This is a genomic window from Pandoraea sp. PE-S2R-1 (genome assembly GCF_002179865.1).
In the GTDB taxonomy this organism is placed as follows: Bacteria; Pseudomonadota; Gammaproteobacteria; order Burkholderiales; family Burkholderiaceae; genus Pandoraea.
Genome location: NZ_NGUR01000005.1, coordinates 174,124 through 192,971, shown reverse-complemented (window position 1 = coordinate 192,971; position 18,848 = coordinate 174,124). Strand labels below are relative to the sequence as shown.

18 protein-coding genes and 1 tRNA gene are annotated in these 18,848 nt (G+C 62.4%); 5 read left to right on the top strand and 14 right to left on the bottom strand.

Going from position 1 to position 18,848, the window contains the following annotated elements:
* Positions 1-65: 65 nt before the first annotated feature.
* The 4 genes from ruvX to CDV44_RS02095 form a co-directional block, all read right to left on the bottom strand.
* On the bottom strand, positions 66-494 hold the full coding sequence (gene ruvX, locus CDV44_RS02110; protein ID WP_087686458.1) for a Holliday junction resolvase RuvX: 429 nt from the start codon (positions 492-494) through the stop codon (positions 66-68).
* Positions 491-1,060: a YqgE/AlgH family protein gene (locus tag CDV44_RS02105; RefSeq protein ID WP_058376067.1), complete on the bottom strand. Its 570-nt coding sequence runs from the start codon at positions 1,058-1,060 to the stop codon at positions 491-493. The genes ruvX and CDV44_RS02105 overlap by 4 nt, the downstream gene beginning before the upstream one ends.
* 104 nt (positions 1,061-1,164) lie before the next feature.
* Positions 1,165-2,610, bottom strand: coding sequence for a hypothetical protein (locus CDV44_RS02100; protein ID WP_087686457.1), 1,446 nt, complete (start codon positions 2,608-2,610; stop codon positions 1,165-1,167).
* A gap of 12 nt (positions 2,611-2,622) precedes the next feature.
* Positions 2,623-2,793, bottom strand: coding sequence for a rubredoxin (locus CDV44_RS02095; protein WP_039370930.1), 171 nt, complete (start codon positions 2,791-2,793; stop codon positions 2,623-2,625).
* Positions 2,794-3,006: 213 nt separating this feature from the next.
* On the opposite strand from CDV44_RS02095, the gene CDV44_RS02090 reads away from it, so the two are divergent.
* Complete coding sequence (locus CDV44_RS02090; protein WP_087686456.1) at positions 3,007-3,891, top strand: hydroxymethylpyrimidine/phosphomethylpyrimidine kinase; 885 nt, start codon at positions 3,007-3,009, stop codon at positions 3,889-3,891.
* Between the two features lie 142 nt (positions 3,892-4,033).
* Here the strand turns inward: CDV44_RS02090 and CDV44_RS02085 are convergent, their stop codons facing one another.
* From CDV44_RS02085 to recA, 8 genes are all read right to left on the bottom strand, one after another.
* Positions 4,034-5,833 carry a PglL family O-oligosaccharyltransferase gene (locus tag CDV44_RS02085; protein WP_141118651.1) on the bottom strand — a complete coding sequence of 600 codons (1,800 nt, stop codon included), beginning with the start codon at positions 5,831-5,833 and terminating at the stop codon, positions 4,034-4,036.
* A 193-nt stretch (positions 5,834-6,026) separates the two neighbouring features.
* A complete protein-coding gene (locus tag CDV44_RS02080) occupies positions 6,027-6,551 on the bottom strand; it encodes a pilin (RefSeq protein WP_212677060.1) in 525 nt (174 codons plus the stop codon).
* Positions 6,552-6,731: 180 nt separating this feature from the next.
* Complete coding sequence (locus CDV44_RS02075; RefSeq protein ID WP_087686454.1) at positions 6,732-7,460, bottom strand: TerC family protein; 729 nt, start codon at positions 7,458-7,460, stop codon at positions 6,732-6,734.
* A 125-nt stretch (positions 7,461-7,585) separates the two neighbouring features.
* Positions 7,586-8,467, bottom strand: a complete 882-nt coding sequence (gene sucD / locus CDV44_RS02070; protein ID WP_058376073.1) for a succinate--CoA ligase subunit alpha — start codon at positions 8,465-8,467, stop codon at positions 7,586-7,588.
* Positions 8,468-8,548: 81 nt separating this feature from the next.
* Positions 8,549-9,715 carry an ADP-forming succinate--CoA ligase subunit beta gene (gene sucC / locus CDV44_RS02065; RefSeq protein WP_087686453.1) on the bottom strand — a complete coding sequence of 389 codons (1,167 nt, stop codon included), beginning with the start codon at positions 9,713-9,715 and terminating at the stop codon, positions 8,549-8,551.
* Positions 9,712-10,389 (bottom strand): DUF2889 domain-containing protein, encoded by a 678-nt coding sequence (locus CDV44_RS02060; protein WP_087686452.1) that lies wholly within the window; start codon positions 10,387-10,389, stop codon positions 9,712-9,714. Before CDV44_RS02060 ends, sucC begins: the two co-directional genes overlap by 4 nt.
* 318 nt (positions 10,390-10,707) lie before the next feature.
* Positions 10,708-11,253: a recombination regulator RecX gene (gene recX, locus CDV44_RS02055; RefSeq protein ID WP_087686451.1), complete on the bottom strand. Its 546-nt coding sequence runs from the start codon at positions 11,251-11,253 to the stop codon at positions 10,708-10,710.
* 128 nt (positions 11,254-11,381) lie between these two features.
* Positions 11,382-12,446 carry a recombinase RecA gene (gene recA, locus CDV44_RS02050; protein WP_058376077.1) on the bottom strand — a complete coding sequence of 355 codons (1,065 nt, stop codon included), beginning with the start codon at positions 12,444-12,446 and terminating at the stop codon, positions 11,382-11,384.
* 201 nt (positions 12,447-12,647) lie between these two features.
* Between recA and CDV44_RS02045 the strand changes: the two genes are divergently transcribed.
* From CDV44_RS02045 to CDV44_RS02030, 4 genes are all read left to right on the top strand, one after another.
* Positions 12,648-13,337, top strand: coding sequence for a response regulator transcription factor (locus CDV44_RS02045; RefSeq protein ID WP_058376078.1), 690 nt, complete (start codon positions 12,648-12,650; stop codon positions 13,335-13,337).
* 158 nt (positions 13,338-13,495) lie between these two features.
* Positions 13,496-15,157, top strand: coding sequence for a sensor histidine kinase (locus CDV44_RS02040; protein WP_249277373.1), 1,662 nt, complete (start codon positions 13,496-13,498; stop codon positions 15,155-15,157).
* A 171-nt stretch (positions 15,158-15,328) separates the two neighbouring features.
* Complete coding sequence (locus CDV44_RS02035) at positions 15,329-16,987, top strand: MFS transporter (protein WP_087686450.1); 1,659 nt, start codon at positions 15,329-15,331, stop codon at positions 16,985-16,987.
* 168 nt (positions 16,988-17,155) lie between these two features.
* Positions 17,156-17,232 (top strand) — tRNA-Met (locus CDV44_RS02030).
* 91 nt (positions 17,233-17,323) lie between these two features.
* Here CDV44_RS02030 and CDV44_RS02025 read toward each other — a convergent pair.
* Both CDV44_RS02025 and CDV44_RS02020 read right to left on the bottom strand, forming a co-directional pair.
* Positions 17,324-17,704, bottom strand: a complete 381-nt coding sequence (locus CDV44_RS02025; protein ID WP_087686449.1) for a zf-TFIIB domain-containing protein — start codon at positions 17,702-17,704, stop codon at positions 17,324-17,326.
* 255 nt (positions 17,705-17,959) lie between these two features.
* Entirely contained in the window at positions 17,960-18,739 is a 780-nt protein-coding gene (locus CDV44_RS02020; RefSeq protein ID WP_087686448.1) for a TerC family protein, read from the bottom strand.
* Between the last annotated feature and the right edge of the window lie 109 nt (positions 18,740-18,848).

The window sequence follows — 18,848 nt, the reverse complement described above, 5'->3', positions numbered from 1 at the left end:
GGGCTTCGCCCGATCGGGGCGATCCGGGTGTTTGGTGCGATCCGGAACACGCCTGCGGCGCGGCGTCAGGCAGGCACATGCTCGTCGAAGTACTGCTGGAGAATGATGCGGGCGGCTTCAGCGTCGAGGGAGGTCTTTTGCGAGACCTTGACGCCGGCTTCGGCGAGTGCGGCGGCCGCGGCCACCGACGAATAACGCTCGTCGACCCACACCACGGGAACATCGAAACGCCCATTGACCTGATTGCCGAAGCGCTTGGCCTGCTGGGTCATTTCATGCGGCGTGCCATCGGGATGACAAGGCAGGCCGACGACGATCAGCTCGGGCTGCCATTCGGCAACGAGCTTGCCGACTTCGGCAAAACGGACTTCACGATTGAGATTGGCGAGGACGGTGAGTGCACGGGCTTCTCGCAGCAGCAGATTGCCGATCGCCACACCGATACGACGCTCGCCGTAATCGAAGGCGAGCACCGTGGCGCTGCCAGCCGTCATGCGTGGCCAGCGTCGGCGGAGAGCATCGACGACGATACCCCCAGCAACGCGAGTGCAGCGTCAAAACGCTCGGCCGGCGGAACATCGAACACGATGCCGGGATCGGCGGCCACGGTCAGCCACCCGTTGCGGCTGATTTCGTCTTCCAGTTGCCCCGCGCTCCAGCCCGAATGACCGAGCGTGAGCAGGAAGCGGCTCGGACCGTCGCCATTCGCCACGGCTTCGAGCACATCCTTGGAGGTGGTCATTTCGAGACCGCCCGGCACTGACAGCGACGAGCTGTACGGCGTGCCGGTCGCTTCGTGCAGCACGAAGCCGCGCTCGGTCTGCACCGGTCCGCCGAAGAACACCGGCTGATGCGCCAACGGGTCGATTTCGAGCTTGAGGTCGAGCCGTTCGAACAGCGATTGCAGGTCGATATCGGTCGGACGATTGATCACCAGTCCGATCGCGCCGCGCTCGCTGTGCTCGCACATGTACACGACCGTTCCGGAAAACGTCGGATCGGCCATGCCCGGCATGGCGATGAGGAACTGGTTCGTGAGATTGATACGGTCGTTCGGCATAGGGCCAAAGTAGTTTCGCGGACGGTTTGCGGTCTTACCGCATCGTGCTACGGCCATCGGCCACCTTGTTCGGCCACCTTAGGCAGCCTTTGCTGCCGACTTTATCACGGAACGTCGCGCCCGGTGACGAGCCGCTGTCCGAATACACTCGCATCCAGCGCCCGCTCCCGCCACATTGCCATCTCGGCAATCAGGTCGGGACGCGGCTCCGGGTAAGCGTCTGCGGCGAACTGGTGAAGCATGCCACGCAACGCCTTGACGGCCATGGCCAGCGCCGCCGGGCCGCCCGGCTCGGCCGGTGGCGACGCCGCCAGACGCTCGCCCGTCGCCGACACGGCAGCAGCCAGCCGGGCGACCGGCGCCAGGCCGATCGCCGACGCATAGTCGGCAACACGCCCCGCCACGGCAGGGTCGTTCAGATTCGGCAAGGCTTCGTCGGCAAGACTCAGGAAGGTCTGGCAGACGTCATGGCGCACCGCAATCGGACCGATGCGCAGCCAGTCGCGCGAACTCGTGCCCGCGCCCTGCTTCTGCGCGGCTTCGACGGCGTCGGCCAACGATGCGGGCAAGTTGCCACCACTGCGCAGCACGCCGAAATCGGCCAACAACGTGTTCAGCCAGCTATCCGGTGCCTGTGCCTGCCACGTCGCCAGCGCTTCGAGCAGGTCGTGACCCGGAATGACGTCGGCTTGTGATTTGGTGGCCGATGCAGCGCCTGCTGTGCCTGTTGCACTCGTTGCGGCCGTGCCGGCTTGTCCCGGTGCCGCAGGCGCTGCCGACAGGTTCTGCGCGGAAATACCGGTGGTCGTCTGACCCGGCTCGGTCGGCCGCGTCAGTTGGCGCCGCAGCGCCATGTTCATTCGCCCGATCTGGCGCTTGTCGGCCAGACTCAGCGGGGCCCGGGCAAAACGCAGCCATGCGGCAGCGAGACGCCAGTAATCGAGCGGCGCGGTCGCCCCGGCACGGTGCAGGTCAGCGGCCAGATCGGCCAGTTGTGCGAGGGCTGCCGTGGTGTCGGTCGCATCGGCGTCGGGACGCAGCAGACGCAACAACACGCGTTCGACATCGGCTCGCAGGGGCGCGGTCCCCGCCGGCAAGCCATGCAGACGCGGCGTGGCGACGGCCCAGCCGGTCATGCGCAGTTCGCCGGGGGTTGGTGAACCCGGCCAGTCGGGGGTTACAGCGGGTGTAGTCGATACCGCCGGTGTAGAGGGTGCAGCACCGGCCTGCCAGATCTCGCGCTCGAACTGGCGCAGCGCATTGCGCATGGCGTCCTGACTGCCCGGCTGACCGTAGGCCGTCTCGGCAATCGCTTGCACGAGCCGTTCGCCATGGAGTGCCCAGTCGGCATGACCGCTGGTCTGCAACAAACGATTGGCACGCCGTAACGGTCCGAGCGCCGCCGCCGGACCGTTCGACCACGCGTCGGAGGCTTCGGTCAACGCCTCGGCGACGTCGGGCAGACGCCATAGCGGGGCGTCACGCGTCTCGCGTGTCGCAGGACCAGACGTGCTTGCAGGGGCGTCGAGGGGCGTTTGCGGAATCACCATGGGCCATCGGCCTCAGATCTGCACCATCTCGAAGTCTTCCTTGCGCGCACCGCACTCAGGGCAGGTCCAGTTGATGGGCACGTCGTCCCAGCGCGTGCCGGGGGCAATGCCTTCGTCGGGCAAACCTGCCTCTTCGTCATAAATCCAGCCGCAAATGAGGCACATCCAGCTCTTGTATTCCATTCTTTCTTAAGCGACTAGCGTTCCGTTACAATGGCTTGTCAACCGCTTCGGGCCCCGGCGACAGACTTGTCGAACGGTGATGTGGGGGACCTGCCGATGCATTGCCCGGCGGGTGCTGCCCACGACGCTTGCAAGCGCTCCGAAGCGGGCATTTAAGGCGTGATGGTACCAACGAACCCAAGCCCTGACCAGATCGCCGTCTATCCTGCCCCCATGCAAACTGAATCCCCTCCCATTCTGCTGACCTTCGGGCTTTCCGATCCCACCTCGGCCACCGGCATTCAGGCCGACCTGCTCACGTTCGCGAGCATGGGCGGCTACGGCGTGTCGGTGCTCACCGGTTATTCATCGCAAGACTCACGCGCCTGCGTGGACGTGCAGCCGGTCGACCCGGACTGGATCGTCGATCAGGCACGCATGCTGCTCGAAGACATGCCGGTGGCCGCGTTCAAGGTCGGCAGTACCATCAATGCCGAGAACGTCGCCGCCATCGCCGAAATCGTCGCCGACTATGACGAGACGCCGCTGGTGGTGGCACCGGACTTCGGTCTGGCCGGCGAACACCTGCTGTCGGCCGATGAACTGCGCGAAGCCACCGCCAGCCTGCTGGTGCCGCAGGCGAGCGTGCTGGTGGTGAGCCCGGCGAGCACCATCGCGCTGGCACAGACGGTCAGCGAGAACGAAAACGTGTCGATGGAGGAAGCCGTGAGCATCCTGCTCGAACACGGCTGCGAGTTCATTCTGGTGAGCGACAGCAACGCCCCGCAATTCACCCACACGCTGTATTCGGACGATGGCGTGGTGCGCGAGGACACATGGGACCGCCCGCCGCACAACGTGGCAGGTGCCATGGATACGCTCGCCGCGGCAGTCGCGGCGATGCTCGCCAATGGTCTGGCCATGCCCGAGGCCGTGCGAGAAGCACAGGAGTACTTGCAACAAGTGCTCGAGAATGCGTTCCGCCCTGGGATGGGACGGCATTTCCCCGATCGCTTCTTCTGGGCACGAAACGACGAGAACGAGGACGATCCGGTGGCGGATTCCCCGGATATCGCTGTGCCTCCTGCGGCCGCGCCGGAAGAAGGCGACAAGGCCTGACGCCAGGCCAGACACGAGGCCCGCCCCAAGGCTTGGCACCGTAGTCTCGGAGACCGAATGCCCGCCAACGGGCCTTCCAAAAGAAAACGCCCGCAATGTGAATTGCGGGCGTTTCTATTTGCGGCGCCGACGACGGTGACGTTCAGGACATCCGTTTGGCAGCAGACGCCGGCGACGTCATGGCCTCGTCGTCATCCGGGTCTCCCTTCGGGCGTCCCCACTTCTCGATGACACGCTTGGTGAACGGCTTCAGGTCGTCGCCCTGCGCGCGCAGCAAGCGAATCAACGCGGCGTACTGACCGTCGAATATCTGCATGTTGTAGTTTTTCAGACGCTGCACGTCTTCCAGCGCCTCGTCGTCACGCCCCGCGAGGGCGAGCAGCACGATGTAACGCTTGATCATCGTCGGTCCGGCACCCAGCGCCAGCGCTTCGCGATGCGACGCCAGTTTTTCGTCGAGCTGATCGCGATTGAGGTACAACGCGCCGGTCACGGCGTAGTCGCCATATGGTGCGAAGAACAACGCCGGGTCCGTGCGATATGTGTCGATCTTGCCCGCACGGTAAGCCACTTCCACACGCTGGTAGTCGGCGATCAACCACGGAATCGCCACGCAGGCGAACAGTACGATCACGCCGTTGATGGCCCCGGTCGCGGTCGGCGACACGCCATTGATGGCCTTCGTATCGCAAAAGCCCAGCAGGAACAGCGCGGGGAGCAGGAAGAACGCGTAATGCTGCGGATACTCGAGCATCGCGTGCACGGCAAGCATGCCCAGCAAGATGAACGCGAACGCAATCGGTGCCGACTTGATGGCGCGCACCGCGCGGGCGAACCAGAACAGCAACGGCACGAGTACCAGCAACGTGCCGACGAGACCGATTTTCGCGAGCAGATCGAGCAGCGCATTGTGGGCGTTATCCGCCATTTCGACGGGGCCGAGTTTGTCGACCAACGCGAACTGCGCGTCGATGTAATTCGACCACCCCGCACCGAAGAGCCAATGCTCCCGGAAAATCGCAAACCCGTATTCCCACAGGTTCAACCGCCCCGCGACCTGCCCGGCCTGCTGCATGCGCGCCACCGCACTGCCGTCGAGTTGCAGCCCCCATGCCACATTGGCCCAGCCGACGAACATCGTCATCAGGCCCAGCAGCGGGAGGATGGCCAGAGGCGCGAACCAACGCATCGGACGGCGCATGTTGTGCGGCGAATCGACGCGCTCATTCCAGACGAGCCACAGACCGAAGGCCGACAGCAAGGCCAGTTGCAGCCACGGCGTGCGCGAGCCCGTGAAACAGATACCGATATCGAACGCCGCCCACACCGGCAGCAACAGCCACACCGGCAGCTTGCGGTGATACCAGAGATAGAAGGCACCAGCACTCGCGAGCGACAGGTACGTTGCCAGATGATTCGGCTGATACATATTGCCGAACAGGCGCCGCGCCACGCTGACCGTGTACTTCGCGACCAGCCATGGCACATGCGCTTCGAGATGGAAGGCCTGCACCACCTGCGCACCGAACGCGTACAGGCCACCGACGGTGAGGGCCGCCGCACTCAAGCGCATCAGCGCGCCGCGCCAGCCCAATTGCGCAAGCCAGTACCCCGAACTCACCGCCACGATCATGGCCACGCCGTAGAGCAGCGCGGTCATCATCAGTTGCGGCAACTCGGTCGCCATCGTCGCGCGCTGGACGAGAATGACCGCGATGAACATCAGCGGCATCCACGTAATGCGCGGCAGTTGCAGCAAACGCGAATCGCGCCGCAACACGGCCACCATCGACAACACGCCGAGGGCGGCAAACAGCGAGAACGTCAGCGCCTCCGAATAGAACGTCGAGATCGGATACGTGTGTTTGACAAAGTTGTAGGGCAACGCCCAGATCGCGGCCAGCGTGAGCCCGATCATCGAAAGAAGCAGAGGTGGAAACAAGGTCGCCGCCGTGCAGTACACCGGTTGAAAGATGCGCAAGCATAACGAAAAACGGTCGCCGGAGGGGCGACCATTTCATGCGAGAGACCAATCTCGGCCTCTCGTTCCGATGCGCAAACCATGCGGCGGATAACGGACGGTTTCCATCCCCCGTCCCTCCCCCCCGCACACGCCATTCGCTACCCGGGCAGACTCAGCCCTTCGCAGCTTCCGCCGTTGCACCCCGGCACTCAGGCGGCGCGACCTTGGCCGACAGCGTGGCACCGCTCGGGGCGCCGTCGCGGCCTTGCGCGTAGCACGTCCAGACGACCTGCCCTTCCGGCGCTTTGCCGCTTTCCAAAACCTTCGGCTTGCCGTCGGCACCGGTCTGCATCGGCACCAGCACCAGCGTGCCGTCGCCGGCGCGTTGCGTATAGGCGATGCTGACGTTGCCAGTAGAACCGTCGATATTGACCGAGTTGACGTTATCCGTCGCACTCGGCACCTGCCAGCCGCTGTTGAACGGCGCGCCGTGCATGGCGTTCTCGGCCACGAGCGCCTTGGCGGCAGCCGCCGACCCGAGACCCTCGACGACGCGCGCACGCACCAGATAATTTTGCAGATACGGGACACCTGCCGTGACCAGCACACCGATGATCGCCAGCACGATCATCAGCTCGATCAGGGTGAAGCCCCGGGACTTGGCGATACCGGTGGTCCGGTGGCCGAAACGACGCATTGTGTAACTCCCAGCGATAGCATTGAAAACGAAACGGATGCGCCATTCCAGGCTCGGAACGGCGCTCGTCGGGGGGAAGTGGGCGGAGTATGCCATAGCCCCCGCGCCGAGAACCCTGCCGCAGATCAAAATCGGGCGGGGCTGTATGGGTGATGAGAAATCACCCGGTAATGGACCGGATTATTCCGAAGAGGTTGCACGCAATTGACGCGCCTCGCTGCGACGCCGGAGTATCAACCCGACACCGACCACCAGCAACGCCCCGATACCCGACGCAATGTAGTGCGTGTATTCGGCCGCGGCGCCCGGCAGATGCAGCCAGGGGCCGATGCCCGGGTCGGTCACGATCAGGTTGCCGGCAATCCAGCCGAGCAGCGCCGCGCCGGCCATCACGATGATGGGGAAGCGATCGAGCGCCTTCAACACCAGTTGCGAGCCCCAGACGATGAGCGGAATGCTCACGAGCAGCCCGAAGATCACGAGCGGCAACTGGTGGTGGTCGGCGGCCCCTTCGGCGGCGCCGGCAATGGCGATCACGTTGTCGATGCTCATCACCAGATCGGCGACGATGATCGTCTTGACCGCGGTCCAGAGCTTGTCGGCAGGCTTCACGCTGTCGTGAGCGTCGTGGTCGGGCACGAGCAGCTTCGTGCCGATCCAGAGCAGCGCCAGGCCGCCCAATGCTTTCAGATAGGGCACGGCGAGCAGCGTCACGGCGAACGCGATCAGGATCACGCGCAAGACAATGGCGCCGACGGTGCCCCACATGATGCCCTGCAAACGTTGCTTGGCCGGCAGATTACGGCACGCGAGCGCGATCACCACGGCATTGTCGCCACCCAGCAGGATGTCGATCATGATGATTTGCAGCACGGCTGCCCAGTTCAGCTCAGCGAAAAACGCCAGCATGGCAAGAAATCCTTGATGTGAAACCCATAGCAAAAAAGGGAGCCCGATAGTTCAGGCTCCCTTTCTAGTGACTCATTGCGATGGCTACCGGTTCCGGCAGCCGCAACGGAGTCAACCGGCGGTAATTACAGCACCGACTTGAGCAGGCGGCCCATTTCCGACGGGTTCTTGGTCACCTTGATACCGCAGGCGTCCATGATGGCCAGCTTGGCTTCGGCCGTATCGGCACCGCCCGAGATCAGCGCGCCGGCGTGGCCCATGCGCTTGCCCGGAGGCGCCGTCACGCCTGCGATGAAGCCGACGACCGGCTTCTTCATGTTGCCCTTGATCCACTCAGCAGCCGTAGCTTCGTCCGGACCACCGATTTCACCGATCATGATCACGGCGTCCGTATCCGGATCGTCGTTGAACATCTGCATGACGTCGATGTGCTTCAGACCGTTGATCGGGTCGCCACCGATACCGACGGCGGTCGACTGGCCCAGACCCAGGGCAGTCAGTTGGCCGACAGCTTCGTACGTCAGGGTGCCCGAGCGCGACACGACGCCGATGCGGCCCTTCTTGTGGATGTGACCCGGCATGATGCCGATCTTCAGTTCGTCCGGCGTGATCACGCCCGGGCAGTTCGGGCCGAGCAGCAGGGTCTTGCGACCTTCGCGGCGCATACGGTCCTTCACTTCGATCATGTCACGAACGGGGATGCCTTCCGTGATACAGATCGCCAGGTCCAGATCGGCTTCGACGGCTTCCCAGATCGCGGCAGCAGCGCCTGCGGGCGGGACGTAGATCACCGAAACGGTGGCGCCGGTTTGTTGCTTGGCGTCCTTGACCGAACCGAAAATGGGGATGCCCTCGAAGTCCTCACCGGCCTTCTTCGGGTTCACGCCTGCGACGAACGCGTTCTTGCCGTTCGCGTATTCGCGGCACATGCGGGTGTGGAACTGGCCAGTCTTGCCAGTAATACCCTGGGTGATGACCTTGGTATCTTTGTTGATCAGAATCGACATTGCTTGATTTCCTTCATCCGGTTGCCGGGCAGCGTTCGCACAACCCCTGAGGCGGTGCGCCGCTGCGGCTTAGACAGTTAGTTAGTTGCCTTTGGCAGCTGCAACAACCTTCTGGGCAGCTTCTTCCATGCTGTCTGCGGCGATGATCGGCAGGCCGGATTCGGCGAGCATCTTCTTGCCCAGGTCTTCGTTCGTGCCCTTCATGCGCACGACCAGCGGCACCTTCAGCGAAACGGCCTTCGATGCAGCGATCACGCCTTCGGCGATCACGTCGCAGCGCATGATGCCGCCGAAGATGTTGACCAGGATCGCGGTCAGGTTCGGGTTCTTCAGCATGATCTTGAACGCTTCGGTCACCTTCTCCGTCGTGGCGCCACCGCCCACGTCCAGGAAGTTGGCCGGCTCGCCGCCGAACAGCTTGATGGTGTCCATCGTGGCCATGGCCAGACCGGCACCGTTCACCAGACAGCCGATGTTGCCGTCGAGCGAGATGTAGGCCAGATCGAACTTCGAGGCTTCGACTTCAGCCGGATCTTCTTCGTCCAGATCGCGGTACGCGACGATTTCCGGGTGACGGAACAGGGCGTTCGAATCAAAGTTGAACTTGGCGTCCAGTGCCGTGACCGTGCCGTTGCTCGACACGTTCAGCGGGTTGATTTCGGCCAGCGATGCGTCGGTTTCCCAGAAGGCATTGTACAGACCTTGCAGGATCGCGCGGGCTTGCGGGATCGAAGCGTCGGGGACGCTGATCTTCTTGGCGAAGTCGTCGGCTTGCGCGTCGGTCAGACCGGCCGACGGATCGATGACAACGTGGTGAATCAGTTCCGGATGCTTTTCGGCAACTTCTTCGATGTCCATGCCGCCTTCGCTCGAACCCATCATCACGATCTTCTGCGTGACGCGGTCAACCACGAGGCTGACGTACAGTTCGTTATTGATGTCCGCGCCTTCTTCGATATACAGGCGGTTGACCTTTTGGCCTTCCGGACCGGTCTGGTGCGTGACCAGTTGCATACCGAGGATCTGGTTGGCGTACTCGCGCACTTGCTCGAGCGACTTGGCCACCTTCACGCCACCGCCCTTACCGCGACCGCCTGCGTGAATCTGGGCCTTGACCACCCAAACCGGACCGCCGAGTTCTTCGGCTGCCTTCACGGCCTCATCCACGGAATAAGCCGGAATGCCGCGGGGCACCGCGACTCCGAATTTCCGGAGGATTTCCTTGCCTTGATACTCATGAATCTTCATGCGTGATTCCCTTCTTGCTGAGTTGGAAGTTTGGGTTCGAGCTTGCGAGTCGAGGCACCATCGCGCACCGCTTCGGTAGTGGCGGGCGTCGTGGGCTCGTTCGCTCGATCGTTTGCGCGGCCGTTGAACCAGCGCGGGTAAAACCGGCGCACTGCCTCGCCATCAAACCGCAAGGCGTGACAATGTCCGAGTTGGAAAGGAGGCACCGTGTTTTCGGTGTCATTGGCCGCAGTGTCCGGTGTATGGATGACAACACCGGCAAAGGCCTGAATCGCTGCCGTGGGCAGGACACTACAAAGTTCGGTCAGATGCGTACAGCCTGCCGCGCCGGCGAGTCGCTCGCGCACACCATGGCGGAAGCCGCTGCGCAGGTTAAGACCGATCAACTGACGGTATTCGGGGCCGATCTGATCGCAAATGCCGGGATATGGCACCCAGTCAGAGACGGCTTCGGCGTCATGCACCTCGAAATCTTCGTCGATCGTCAAGCGTAGCCACAGCTCGTGGATCGGCGTGCCCTCCTTGCGAAGGCCCGTTGCCAATGCAAAATCCCGATCTTTGTGATCGGTCAGACAGGCTTCGATGTCCCATAGGCCATCCTCACGCGAATACGCTTCGACAGCGATCGTGCGGCGGTGACGCAGGGTACGAGGGGCGGGCTCAGAGAGCGGCATGCGAGAGTGTGCAATGCATGAACGCAGAAAGACCTTGATTCTAGCATAGGCCACGAAGTCTTCTGCCGCAGTGCAGCAGACGCCCGCTGCATAAGGCTCGATTACCCGACCCATCGGTCGGGTTATGCGAATTTCGAGGTCGCGGCGAGCATGGTGCGACGCCACAACCCGATAAGCGCGCAACCAAGGTGTCATGCGAGTTTCCGTGCCGCGTCATACGTCACGTGACGTGCCTCGCAAGCCCTCACGAACGGCGCACATTGCCGATGAATGGCCGCCTATTCATGAGAAACATTTTTTGCGCTCGCCGGATGCGGCTCAGTCGTCGTCCAGGAATTCGTCGGCGCCCCGTACGATTTTGCTGATAACGGTACGCGAAAAGCCACGCGATGCGAGAAAGCGCATCTGCTTGGCGCGCGCCTCGGGGGTGGTGGCAACTTCGCCGAACTTGCGTTGCCAGACGGCACGCGCGCGGGACAACTCAGTCTCGCGCAATTGCTCGGCCAGCGCGGAGACGGTGTCCGGGTCGACCTGATGTTGTTTGAGTTCGCCGACGATACGCGACGTACCGAGCCGCGACGAGCGGCGGTGCACCACACTTTCCGCAAACCGCTCGTTGGACAACCAGCGTTCGGCCTCAAGCGTGTCGAGCAGACGATCCAGTGCTTCGGGGTCCTCGGCATCGGCGTACGGCATCAGCTTGCGGCGCAATTCCGCACGGCTGTATTCCCGGCGCGACAGATAGCCCATGGCGCGGCCTTTGAGACTGAGCACCGGTTTTCGCGAGCGCTTGACCGCCACCGCGTCGTCACCCGGCGGAGGCGGCGGATCTTGCGGGTTGCGGGGAGGACGTCGATTGATCATGAAAAGAGCGCGCGGATAGGACTAGAACGAGACCAAAACGAGACCAGAACGGCAAAAGCAAAACAACAAACAAAAACGGCAACGCGACGCCGTATCAGCGTCGCGTTGCCGTATTGACTCGGGGGTCATCAGACCTCGTCGTCTGCTTCGATCTCGCCGGTCTCGTTGATCGCCGTCACGCCGAGCGATGCACGCACCTTGTTTTCGATCTCGTGGCCGATGTCAGGATTTTCACGCAGGAATTCGCGCGCGTTGTCCTTACCTTGGCCGATCTTCTCGCCGTTGTAGCTATACCAGGCGCCCGACTTTTCGACGATCTTCGCGGTCACGCCCAGATCGATGATTTCGCCTTCGCGCGAGATGCCCTGACCGTACAGGATGTCGAAGATGGCTTCGCGGAACGGCGGCGCCACCTTGTTCTTGACGACCTTCACGCGGGTTTCGTTACCAACGACTTCGTCGCCCTTCTTGATCGAACCGATACGGCGGATGTCCAGACGCACCGAGGCGTAGAACTTCAGCGCGTTACCGCCCGTCGTCGTTTCCGGGTTGCCGAACATCACGCCGATCTTCATCCGGATCTGGTTGATGAAGATAACCGTGCAGTTCGTCCGCTTGATCGTGCCGGTGAGCTTGCGCAGCGCCTGCGACATCAGACGGGCTTGCAGGCCCGGCAGCGAGTCGCCCATTTCGCCTTCGATTTCGGCCTTCGGCACCAGGGCCGCCACCGAGTCGATCACGATGAGGTCGATCGAGCCCGAACGCACCAGCGCGTCGGCGATTTCCAATGCTTGTTCACCGGTGTCCGGCTGCGAAATCAGCAGTTCCGGGACCGAAACGCCCAGCTTGCTGGCGTAGCCGACGTCGAGGGCGTGTTCTGCGTCGATGAACGCGCAGGTGCCGCCGATCTTTTGCATTTCCGCCACGACTTGCAGCGTGAGCGTCGTCTTGCCCGACGATTCCGGGCCGTAGATTTCGATCACACGGCCGCGCGGCAGGCCACCGACGCCGAGCGCGATGTCCAGACCCAGCGAGCCGGTCGAGACGACCTGGATGTCAGCTTCGACCTCGCTGTCGCCCAGACGCATGATCGAGCCCTTGCCGAATTGCTTTTCGATCTGCGCGAGGGCAGCGGCGAGCGCCTTGCCCTTCTCGGCCGACAGATTGGCAGACCCTTTCTTGCTTTCTTCCATGAATCGTCCTTTGATATGATGAGCGAGACGGCTCGAGTGAGGCGTGAATGCCAGCACTGTATAAAAAAACAGTGCTTTTGGCAAGTGCCTGTTGTCCGAAAGCGCCGAAACGACAAAAAAAGCCGCGAACCACGCGCCGCAACATCACAGGAGACACGCCGCAGCCGTCAGGCTCCGGTGCCTAACAAGCCTATCACGCCCATGCGAATTCTCATCGCAGAGGATGACAGCATTCTGGCTGACGCCCTGACCCGCTCGCTGCGTCAGGGAGGCTACGCCGTCGATCACGTCAAAACCGGGCTCGAAGCCGACTCCGCGCTGTCCGCCCAGACGTTCGATCTGCTGATTCTCGATCTTGGTTTGCCCCGCCTGCCTGGCCACGAAGTCCTGCGCCGGTTGCGCGCACGAAATTCCCATTTGCCTGTATTGATCCTGACCGCGTCGGACAGCGTCGATGCGCGCGTGAAAGGGCTCGATCTCGGCGCCGACGACTATATGGCGAAGCCGTTTGCACTCGCCGAACTCGAAGCGCGCGTGCGAGCGCTTACGCGGCGCGGCGCGGGCGGCGGCTCGACCGTGATCCGGCACGGCCCGCTCAGTTTCGATCAGGTCGGGCGCACTGCCTATATTCATGAGCAGATGCTGGATCTGTCGGCGCGCGAGCTCGAACTGCTCGAAGTGCTGCTGCTGCGCACCGGCCGGCTCGTCTCGAAGGAGCAGCTCGTCGACCATCTGTGCGGCTGGGGCGAAGAGGTGAGCAACAACGCCATCGAGGTGTACATGCACCGGCTGCGCAAGAAGATCGAGCCGAGTGGCGTGCGCATTGCGACGATCCGCGGACTGGGCTACTGTCTGGAAAAACCCGCCACCGCGCCTGCCAATGCGGCGTGATGGGGTGCGACGCGGGGGTGTGACGCGATCTGCCCCACGGGATGCCACCCGGACGACGGCCGCAGATCAAGTGAACCCGGCGTGATGACCGCCAAGCGTCACCGGCCGGACACCAGCGCCTTCAGAGACGCAAGGCCCGCCAGAAATTCCGAGGTTTTATGCGCCTGAGTCTTCGTCATCATCGCGATGCCAACACGGCGAACACGGCGGGCGGCTCTCGGCCGTCGCGTTCGTCAAGTTCGTCAAGTTCGGCATACGACGACGCCTTCCCGCCCGACATCGAAGAACCGTCGCTCGACTCGGCCGACACCACCGACCCGTTCGACCCTTACGCCGATCCCTTCACGCGCCCCGGCTTCGGCGCGCCGCTCGAGCGCGAAGCCGAGCCCCCGCCCCGCTCGCTGTTCGGCGAGATTCTCGACTGGATGCTCGCGCCGTTGCTGCTGCTCTGGCCGATGAGCATTGCGGTGACGTATCTCGTCGCCAAGTCGATTGCCAACGGCCCCTTTGATCGCGCCCTCGAAACCAACACTTACGTGCTTGCCCAGCAGGTCCATACCGATCGCGGACAAGTCACGTTGACGCTGCCCATGCCCGCGCGCGATCTGCTGCGCGCCGACGCGACCGACAGTGTCTACTTTCAGGTACTTGGCGCGAAGGGCGAACTCGTAGCCGGCACCGCCGACTTGCCGCTGCCTCATGAAGACGACCGCCCGCAGCCGGGTGTCGTGCAATTTCGCGACGAAACCCTCGGTGGCAACGACATTCGCGTAGCGTTCACTTATGTCGATCTGCCGCGTCTCGAACCGAAAGGCGGCATGGCGCTCGCTCAAGTCGCCGAGACACTCGACAAGCGCAGCCAACTGGCGAACGAAATCATCAAGGGCGTGATCCTGCCGCAGTTCGTCATCCTGCCGCTGGCCATCGTGCTTGTCTGGTTCGGGCTGTCGCGCGGCCTCGCCCCGTTGCATGCGTTGCAGGAACACATTCGCGCGCGGCGTCCCGACGATCTCTCGCCACTCGAAGCCCGGCAAGCGCCGCCGGAGATTGCCCCGCTCGTGAATTCGCTGAACGATCTGCTGGGGCGGCTTGAGACAAACATGAAGCTCCAGCAGCGCTTCATCGCCGACGCCGCCCATCAATTGAAGACGCCGCTCGCGGGGCTGCGCATGCAAGCCGAGCTGGCGTTGCGGCAAACATCGCCCGATGAATTGCGCCGCTCGCTCTCGCAGATCGCCGTGAGTTCCGAGCAGGCAGCACGCCTCGTCAATCAGTTGCTGGCACTGGCCCGCGCAGAAAACAGCGCGAACGATGCGGCCGCGTTCACGCCGGTCAATCTCAGCGTGCTGGCACGCAATGCGATGCAGGACTGGTTTCAGGCCGCGTTCGCCAAGCGCATCGATCTGGGCTTCGAAGAGCCGCCGTTCCCCGTGCAACTGTCGGGCCAGCCCGTGATGCTGCGCGAGTTGCTCAACAACCTGATCGACAATGCGATTCGCTACACACCGGCGGGCGGCAAGGTCACCGTGCGGCTGCGTCATGAAGCCTCGGATGGCTTCGTGCATCTGGAAGTCGAAGACACCGGGCCGGGCATTCCGGCGGCGGAGCGCCCGCGTGTGTTCGAGCGCTTTTATCGCATTCTCGGCAGCGACAGCGACGGCAGCGGACTGGGGCTCGCGATCGTGCGCGAGATCGTGCAGATCCATCGTGGCGACGTGAATGTGCTCGACCATGTCGACGCGCAGCATCCCGAAGCAACGGGCACGTTGATACGCGTCACCCTGCCCCTTGGGGACCCTATCGGAAACCCGGATGCCTGACGAAAATGCGTCCAAAACCGTCAATTTCGGGGCAAAGACGAGGGTAAGTCCCTAGCAACGTAAGCTTCGAGTCAGTTTGGCGTCAGACGGCGGTAAGGTTGCACTCCAATAATCAGTTGCAACGGCCCGGGCACGACCCAGGGGCGTGCTTACATTACAGGAGACAACCGCATGGCTACTGCAACGACAGCCACTACGCATGCGCCGATGACCAAAGAGGAACGCAAGGTCATCTTCGCGTCGTCGCTGGGCACGGTGTTCGAGTGGTACGACTTTTATCTGGCCGGTTCGCTGGCCGCCTTCATCAGCCGGCACTTTTTCTCGGGCATCAACCCGACTGCGGCATTCATCTTTACGCTGCTGTCGTTTGCGGCAGGCTTCGCGGTGCGTCCGTTTGGCGCCATCGTGTTCGGCCGCATCGGTGACATGGTCGGCCGCAAATATACGTTCCTCGTGACCATCACGTTGATGGGTCTGTCCACGCTGGTCGTCGGCTTGCTGCCGGGCTACACGTCGTGGGGCATTGCCGCGCCGGTGATCTTCATCGCGATGCGTCTGTTGCAGGGTCTGGCCCTCGGCGGCGAATACGGTGGTGCTGCCACGTATGTGGCCGAGCATGCCCCGCACGGTCGTCGTGGCTTCTACACGTCGTGGATTCAGACGACGGCCACGCTCGGTCTGTTCCTCTCGCTGCTGGTCATTCTCGGCACGCGTATGGTGATGGGCGAAGAAGCGTTCGGTGAGTGGGGCTGGCGCATTCCGTTCGTGCTGTCGATCGTGCTGCTGCTGATCTCGCTGTGGATTCGTCTGCAACTGAGCGAATCGCCGGCATTCCAGCGCATGAAGGCTGAGGGCAAGGGCTCGAAGGCACCGCTCAAGGAATCGTTCGGTGAGTGGAAGAACCTGAAGATCGTGATTCTGGCGCTGGTCGGCTTGACCGCCGGTCAGGCAGTCGTGTGGTACACGGGCCAGTTCTATTCGCTGTTCTTCATGACACAGGTGCTCAAGGTCGACGGCAACACCGCCAACATCATGGTGGCGTTGGGTCTGTTGATCGGCAGCCCGTTCTTCGTGTTCTTCGGCGCGTTGTCGGACAAGATTGGCCGCAAGCCGATCATCATGGCCGGCTGCCTGCTCGCGGCACTGCTGTACTTCCCGATCTTCAAGGCACTGACGCACTACGCCAACCCGGCACTGGAAGCGGCAACGGCCCGTTCGCCGATCACGGTGATCGCCGACCCGAACGAGTGCTCGTTCCAGTTCAACCCGGTGGGGACGTCGAAGTTCACCAGTTCGTGCGATATCGCGAAGAGCTATCTGTCGCGCGCAGGTTTGAACTATGAGAACCAGGCGGCACCGGCGGGCACGATGACGACGGTGAAGATTGGCGACAAGGTGATCCAGTCGGTGGACGGCAAGGCAGCGGACGCGAAGGACAAGACCAAGGCGTTCGAGACCGACATGTCGTCGACGCTCAAGGCGGATGGTTATCCGCCGAAGGCTGATCCGGCGCAGATGAACAAGCCGATGGTCGTGATTCTGCTGGCGATTCTGGTGATCTTCGTGACGATGGTGTACGGCCCGATTGCGGCGATGCTGGTCGAGATGTTCCCGACGCGCATTCGCTACACGTCGATGTCGCTGCCGTATCACATTGGTAACGGCTGGTTCGGCGGCTTCCTGCCGGCCACCGCGTTCGCCATCGTTGCGGCCAAGGGCAATATCTACTCCGGCCTGTGGTACCCGATCGTCATCGCACTGATCACGTTCGTCATCGGCATGCTCTTCATCAAGGAGACGAAGGACGTCGATATCTACGCCAACGACTAACGGCGTGACCTGCCAGACAGGTTGAATGGATCGTCAACGCCGGTGCCTTCGGGTACCGGCGTTGTCTTTTTGTGCGACGGAAGGTGGTGAGGGCTGAGGCGGTTATTTTCATCTTCTCGTAAAAACCTGTTGACAGCCCAAGGCGCCCTTCATATAATCTTTTTCTACGGCGAATTAGCTCAGTTGGTTAGAGCGACGGAATCATAATCCGCAGGTCCGGGGTTCGAGTCCCTGATTCGCCACCAGATGTAAAAAGCCGCTGTTCCAAAAGGATCAGCGGCTTTTTCTTCGTCTGTGCGAGTGCGCTGTCTGCGATTACCTCACTTCCCCTCCGTATCAATCAAAGTCGAACATCTCAAACAGCGACTTCTTCTTTCTTGGCTGATCGTAGTGACGGCGGCGGTCGTCGTGGCCGTAGTGGGCGTCGCGGCGCTGTTCGCCGCTATGGCCGAAGCCGTGGCTCTGGCTCTCCTTGCGATACTCCCGCTCGATGTGCTGGCCGCGTTCGTCGCCATCCCGGCGCTCACCTCGGTCGCTACGATCACCGTTGCGGGTCAGATGCGCCGGCATTGTCGCGCTCCCGTCCGTGCGCTCGATCAGCTTGTCCAGCTCGCCACGGTCCAGCCACACGCCTCGGCAGATCGGGCAGTAATCGATCTCCACTCCCTGACGCTCCGTCATCAACAGATCCGGGGTACTGCACACAGGACATTTCATCGTTTCGCTCCGTCACGTAAAAGACAACGTCCTCAATGTATCGGTCAGCGGCATCCCGAAAAACCTGCATTTCCATTCAATCAACTTCGTAAAAATCGAACTCTTCAATCGCATCGCCCAAACGAAAAAGCGGCGCCGATTCTCATCGGCACCGCCTTGTTCACTTCACCCGCAATTCACCCAATATCGCAGCGACGTGAAGTCAGTCAGCCTTCGACACGCACGTCATACCTGTTGCGTATCGCCGGGCACAGGTCACTCCACTACGCGCGCCTTCTCCACGTCGCGCCGCGCTTTGGCACGACGCGTCAGCATGTTCAGGCCTTCAACGAACGCCGAGAATGCCATGGCTGCGTAGATGTAGCCCTTCGGTATGTGCGATCCCATGCCTTCGGCAATCAGCGTCATACCGATCACCAGCAGGAAGCCCAGCGCCAGCATGATCACGGTCGGGTTCGCTGCGATGAATCGCGAGAGCGGCCCCGCCATGAACAACATCGCCGTCACCGCAGCAATCACCGCAATAAACATGATCGGGATGTGCTCCGTCATGCCCACCGCCGTCACGATACTGTCGATCGAGAACACCAGGTCCAGCACCAGGATCTGAATCACCGCCGCCTTCGCCGTGATCGTCACCACCGCGCCAGCCGCCGAGCCCGTCTCAGCGTGCGACTCGTCGCCTGTGCCGGACGCCACGTGATGGTGCATCTCCTTGGTCGCCTTCCACACCAAGAACAGACCGCCTGAAATCAAAATCAGGTCGCGCCACGAATACCCGTGATCGAACAACTCGAACAGCGGCGTGGTCAGCTTGGCAATCCAGGCCACCGTGCCCAGCAACGCCAGACGCATCACCAACGCCAACGCAATGCCCATGCGCTGCGTGCGCGCGCGCATCGACAACGGCAACTTGTTGGTCAAGATCGAAATGAAGATCAGGTTGTCGATGCCAAGCACGACCTCCATCACCACCAGCGTAACGAGCGCCGCCCATACCGCCGGGTCGGCCGCCAAAGCAAGCAGATAGTCCATAAGTGCGCCAGAGTTTCCGTAGAGTTATCGAAATCGCGCCGCCAACCACCCTCGCCAGCCGCCCCGATTTCGTTTGTTGTCCCGCCAACATCGCTTCACGCGGGTTCAG

Bases quoted from the DNA above. Each gene is read 5' to 3' on its own strand.
- ruvX (WP_087686458.1), bottom strand. From the start codon at position 494: ATGACGGCTGGCAGCGCCACGGTGCTCGCCTTCGATTACGGCGAGCGT.
- CDV44_RS02025 (WP_087686449.1), bottom strand. From the start codon at position 17,704: ATGAAATGTCCTGTGTGCAGTACCCCGGATCTGTTGATGACGGAGCGT.
- CDV44_RS02090 (WP_087686456.1), top strand. From the start codon at position 3,007: ATGCAAACTGAATCCCCTCCCATTCTGCTGACCTTCGGGCTTTCCGAT.
- sucD (WP_058376073.1), bottom strand. From the start codon at position 8,467: ATGTCGATTCTGATCAACAAAGATACCAAGGTCATCACCCAGGGTATT.
- CDV44_RS02095 (WP_039370930.1), bottom strand. From the start codon at position 2,793: ATGGAATACAAGAGCTGGATGTGCCTCATTTGCGGCTGGATTTATGAC.
- sucC (WP_087686453.1), bottom strand. From the start codon at position 9,715: ATGAAGATTCATGAGTATCAAGGCAAGGAAATCCTCCGGAAATTCGGA.
- CDV44_RS02105 (WP_058376067.1), bottom strand. From the start codon at position 1,060: ATGCCGAACGACCGTATCAATCTCACGAACCAGTTCCTCATCGCCATG.
- CDV44_RS02100 (WP_087686457.1), bottom strand. From the start codon at position 2,610: ATGGTGATTCCGCAAACGCCCCTCGACGCCCCTGCAAGCACGTCTGGT.
- CDV44_RS02075 (WP_087686454.1), bottom strand. From the start codon at position 7,460: ATGCTGGCGTTTTTCGCTGAGCTGAACTGGGCAGCCGTGCTGCAAATC.
- CDV44_RS02040 (WP_249277373.1), top strand. From the start codon at position 13,496: ATGCGCCTGAGTCTTCGTCATCATCGCGATGCCAACACGGCGAACACG.
- recA (WP_058376077.1), bottom strand. From the start codon at position 12,446: ATGGAAGAAAGCAAGAAAGGGTCTGCCAATCTGTCGGCCGAGAAGGGC.
- recX (WP_087686451.1), bottom strand. From the start codon at position 11,253: ATGATCAATCGACGTCCTCCCCGCAACCCGCAAGATCCGCCGCCTCCG.
- CDV44_RS02045 (WP_058376078.1), top strand. From the start codon at position 12,648: ATGCGAATTCTCATCGCAGAGGATGACAGCATTCTGGCTGACGCCCTG.
- CDV44_RS02080 (WP_212677060.1), bottom strand. From the start codon at position 6,551: ATGCGTCGTTTCGGCCACCGGACCACCGGTATCGCCAAGTCCCGGGGC.
- CDV44_RS02035 (WP_087686450.1), top strand. From the start codon at position 15,329: ATGGCTACTGCAACGACAGCCACTACGCATGCGCCGATGACCAAAGAG.
- CDV44_RS02020 (WP_087686448.1), bottom strand. From the start codon at position 18,739: ATGGACTATCTGCTTGCTTTGGCGGCCGACCCGGCGGTATGGGCGGCG.
- CDV44_RS02060 (WP_087686452.1), bottom strand. From the start codon at position 10,389: ATGCCGCTCTCTGAGCCCGCCCCTCGTACCCTGCGTCACCGCCGCACG.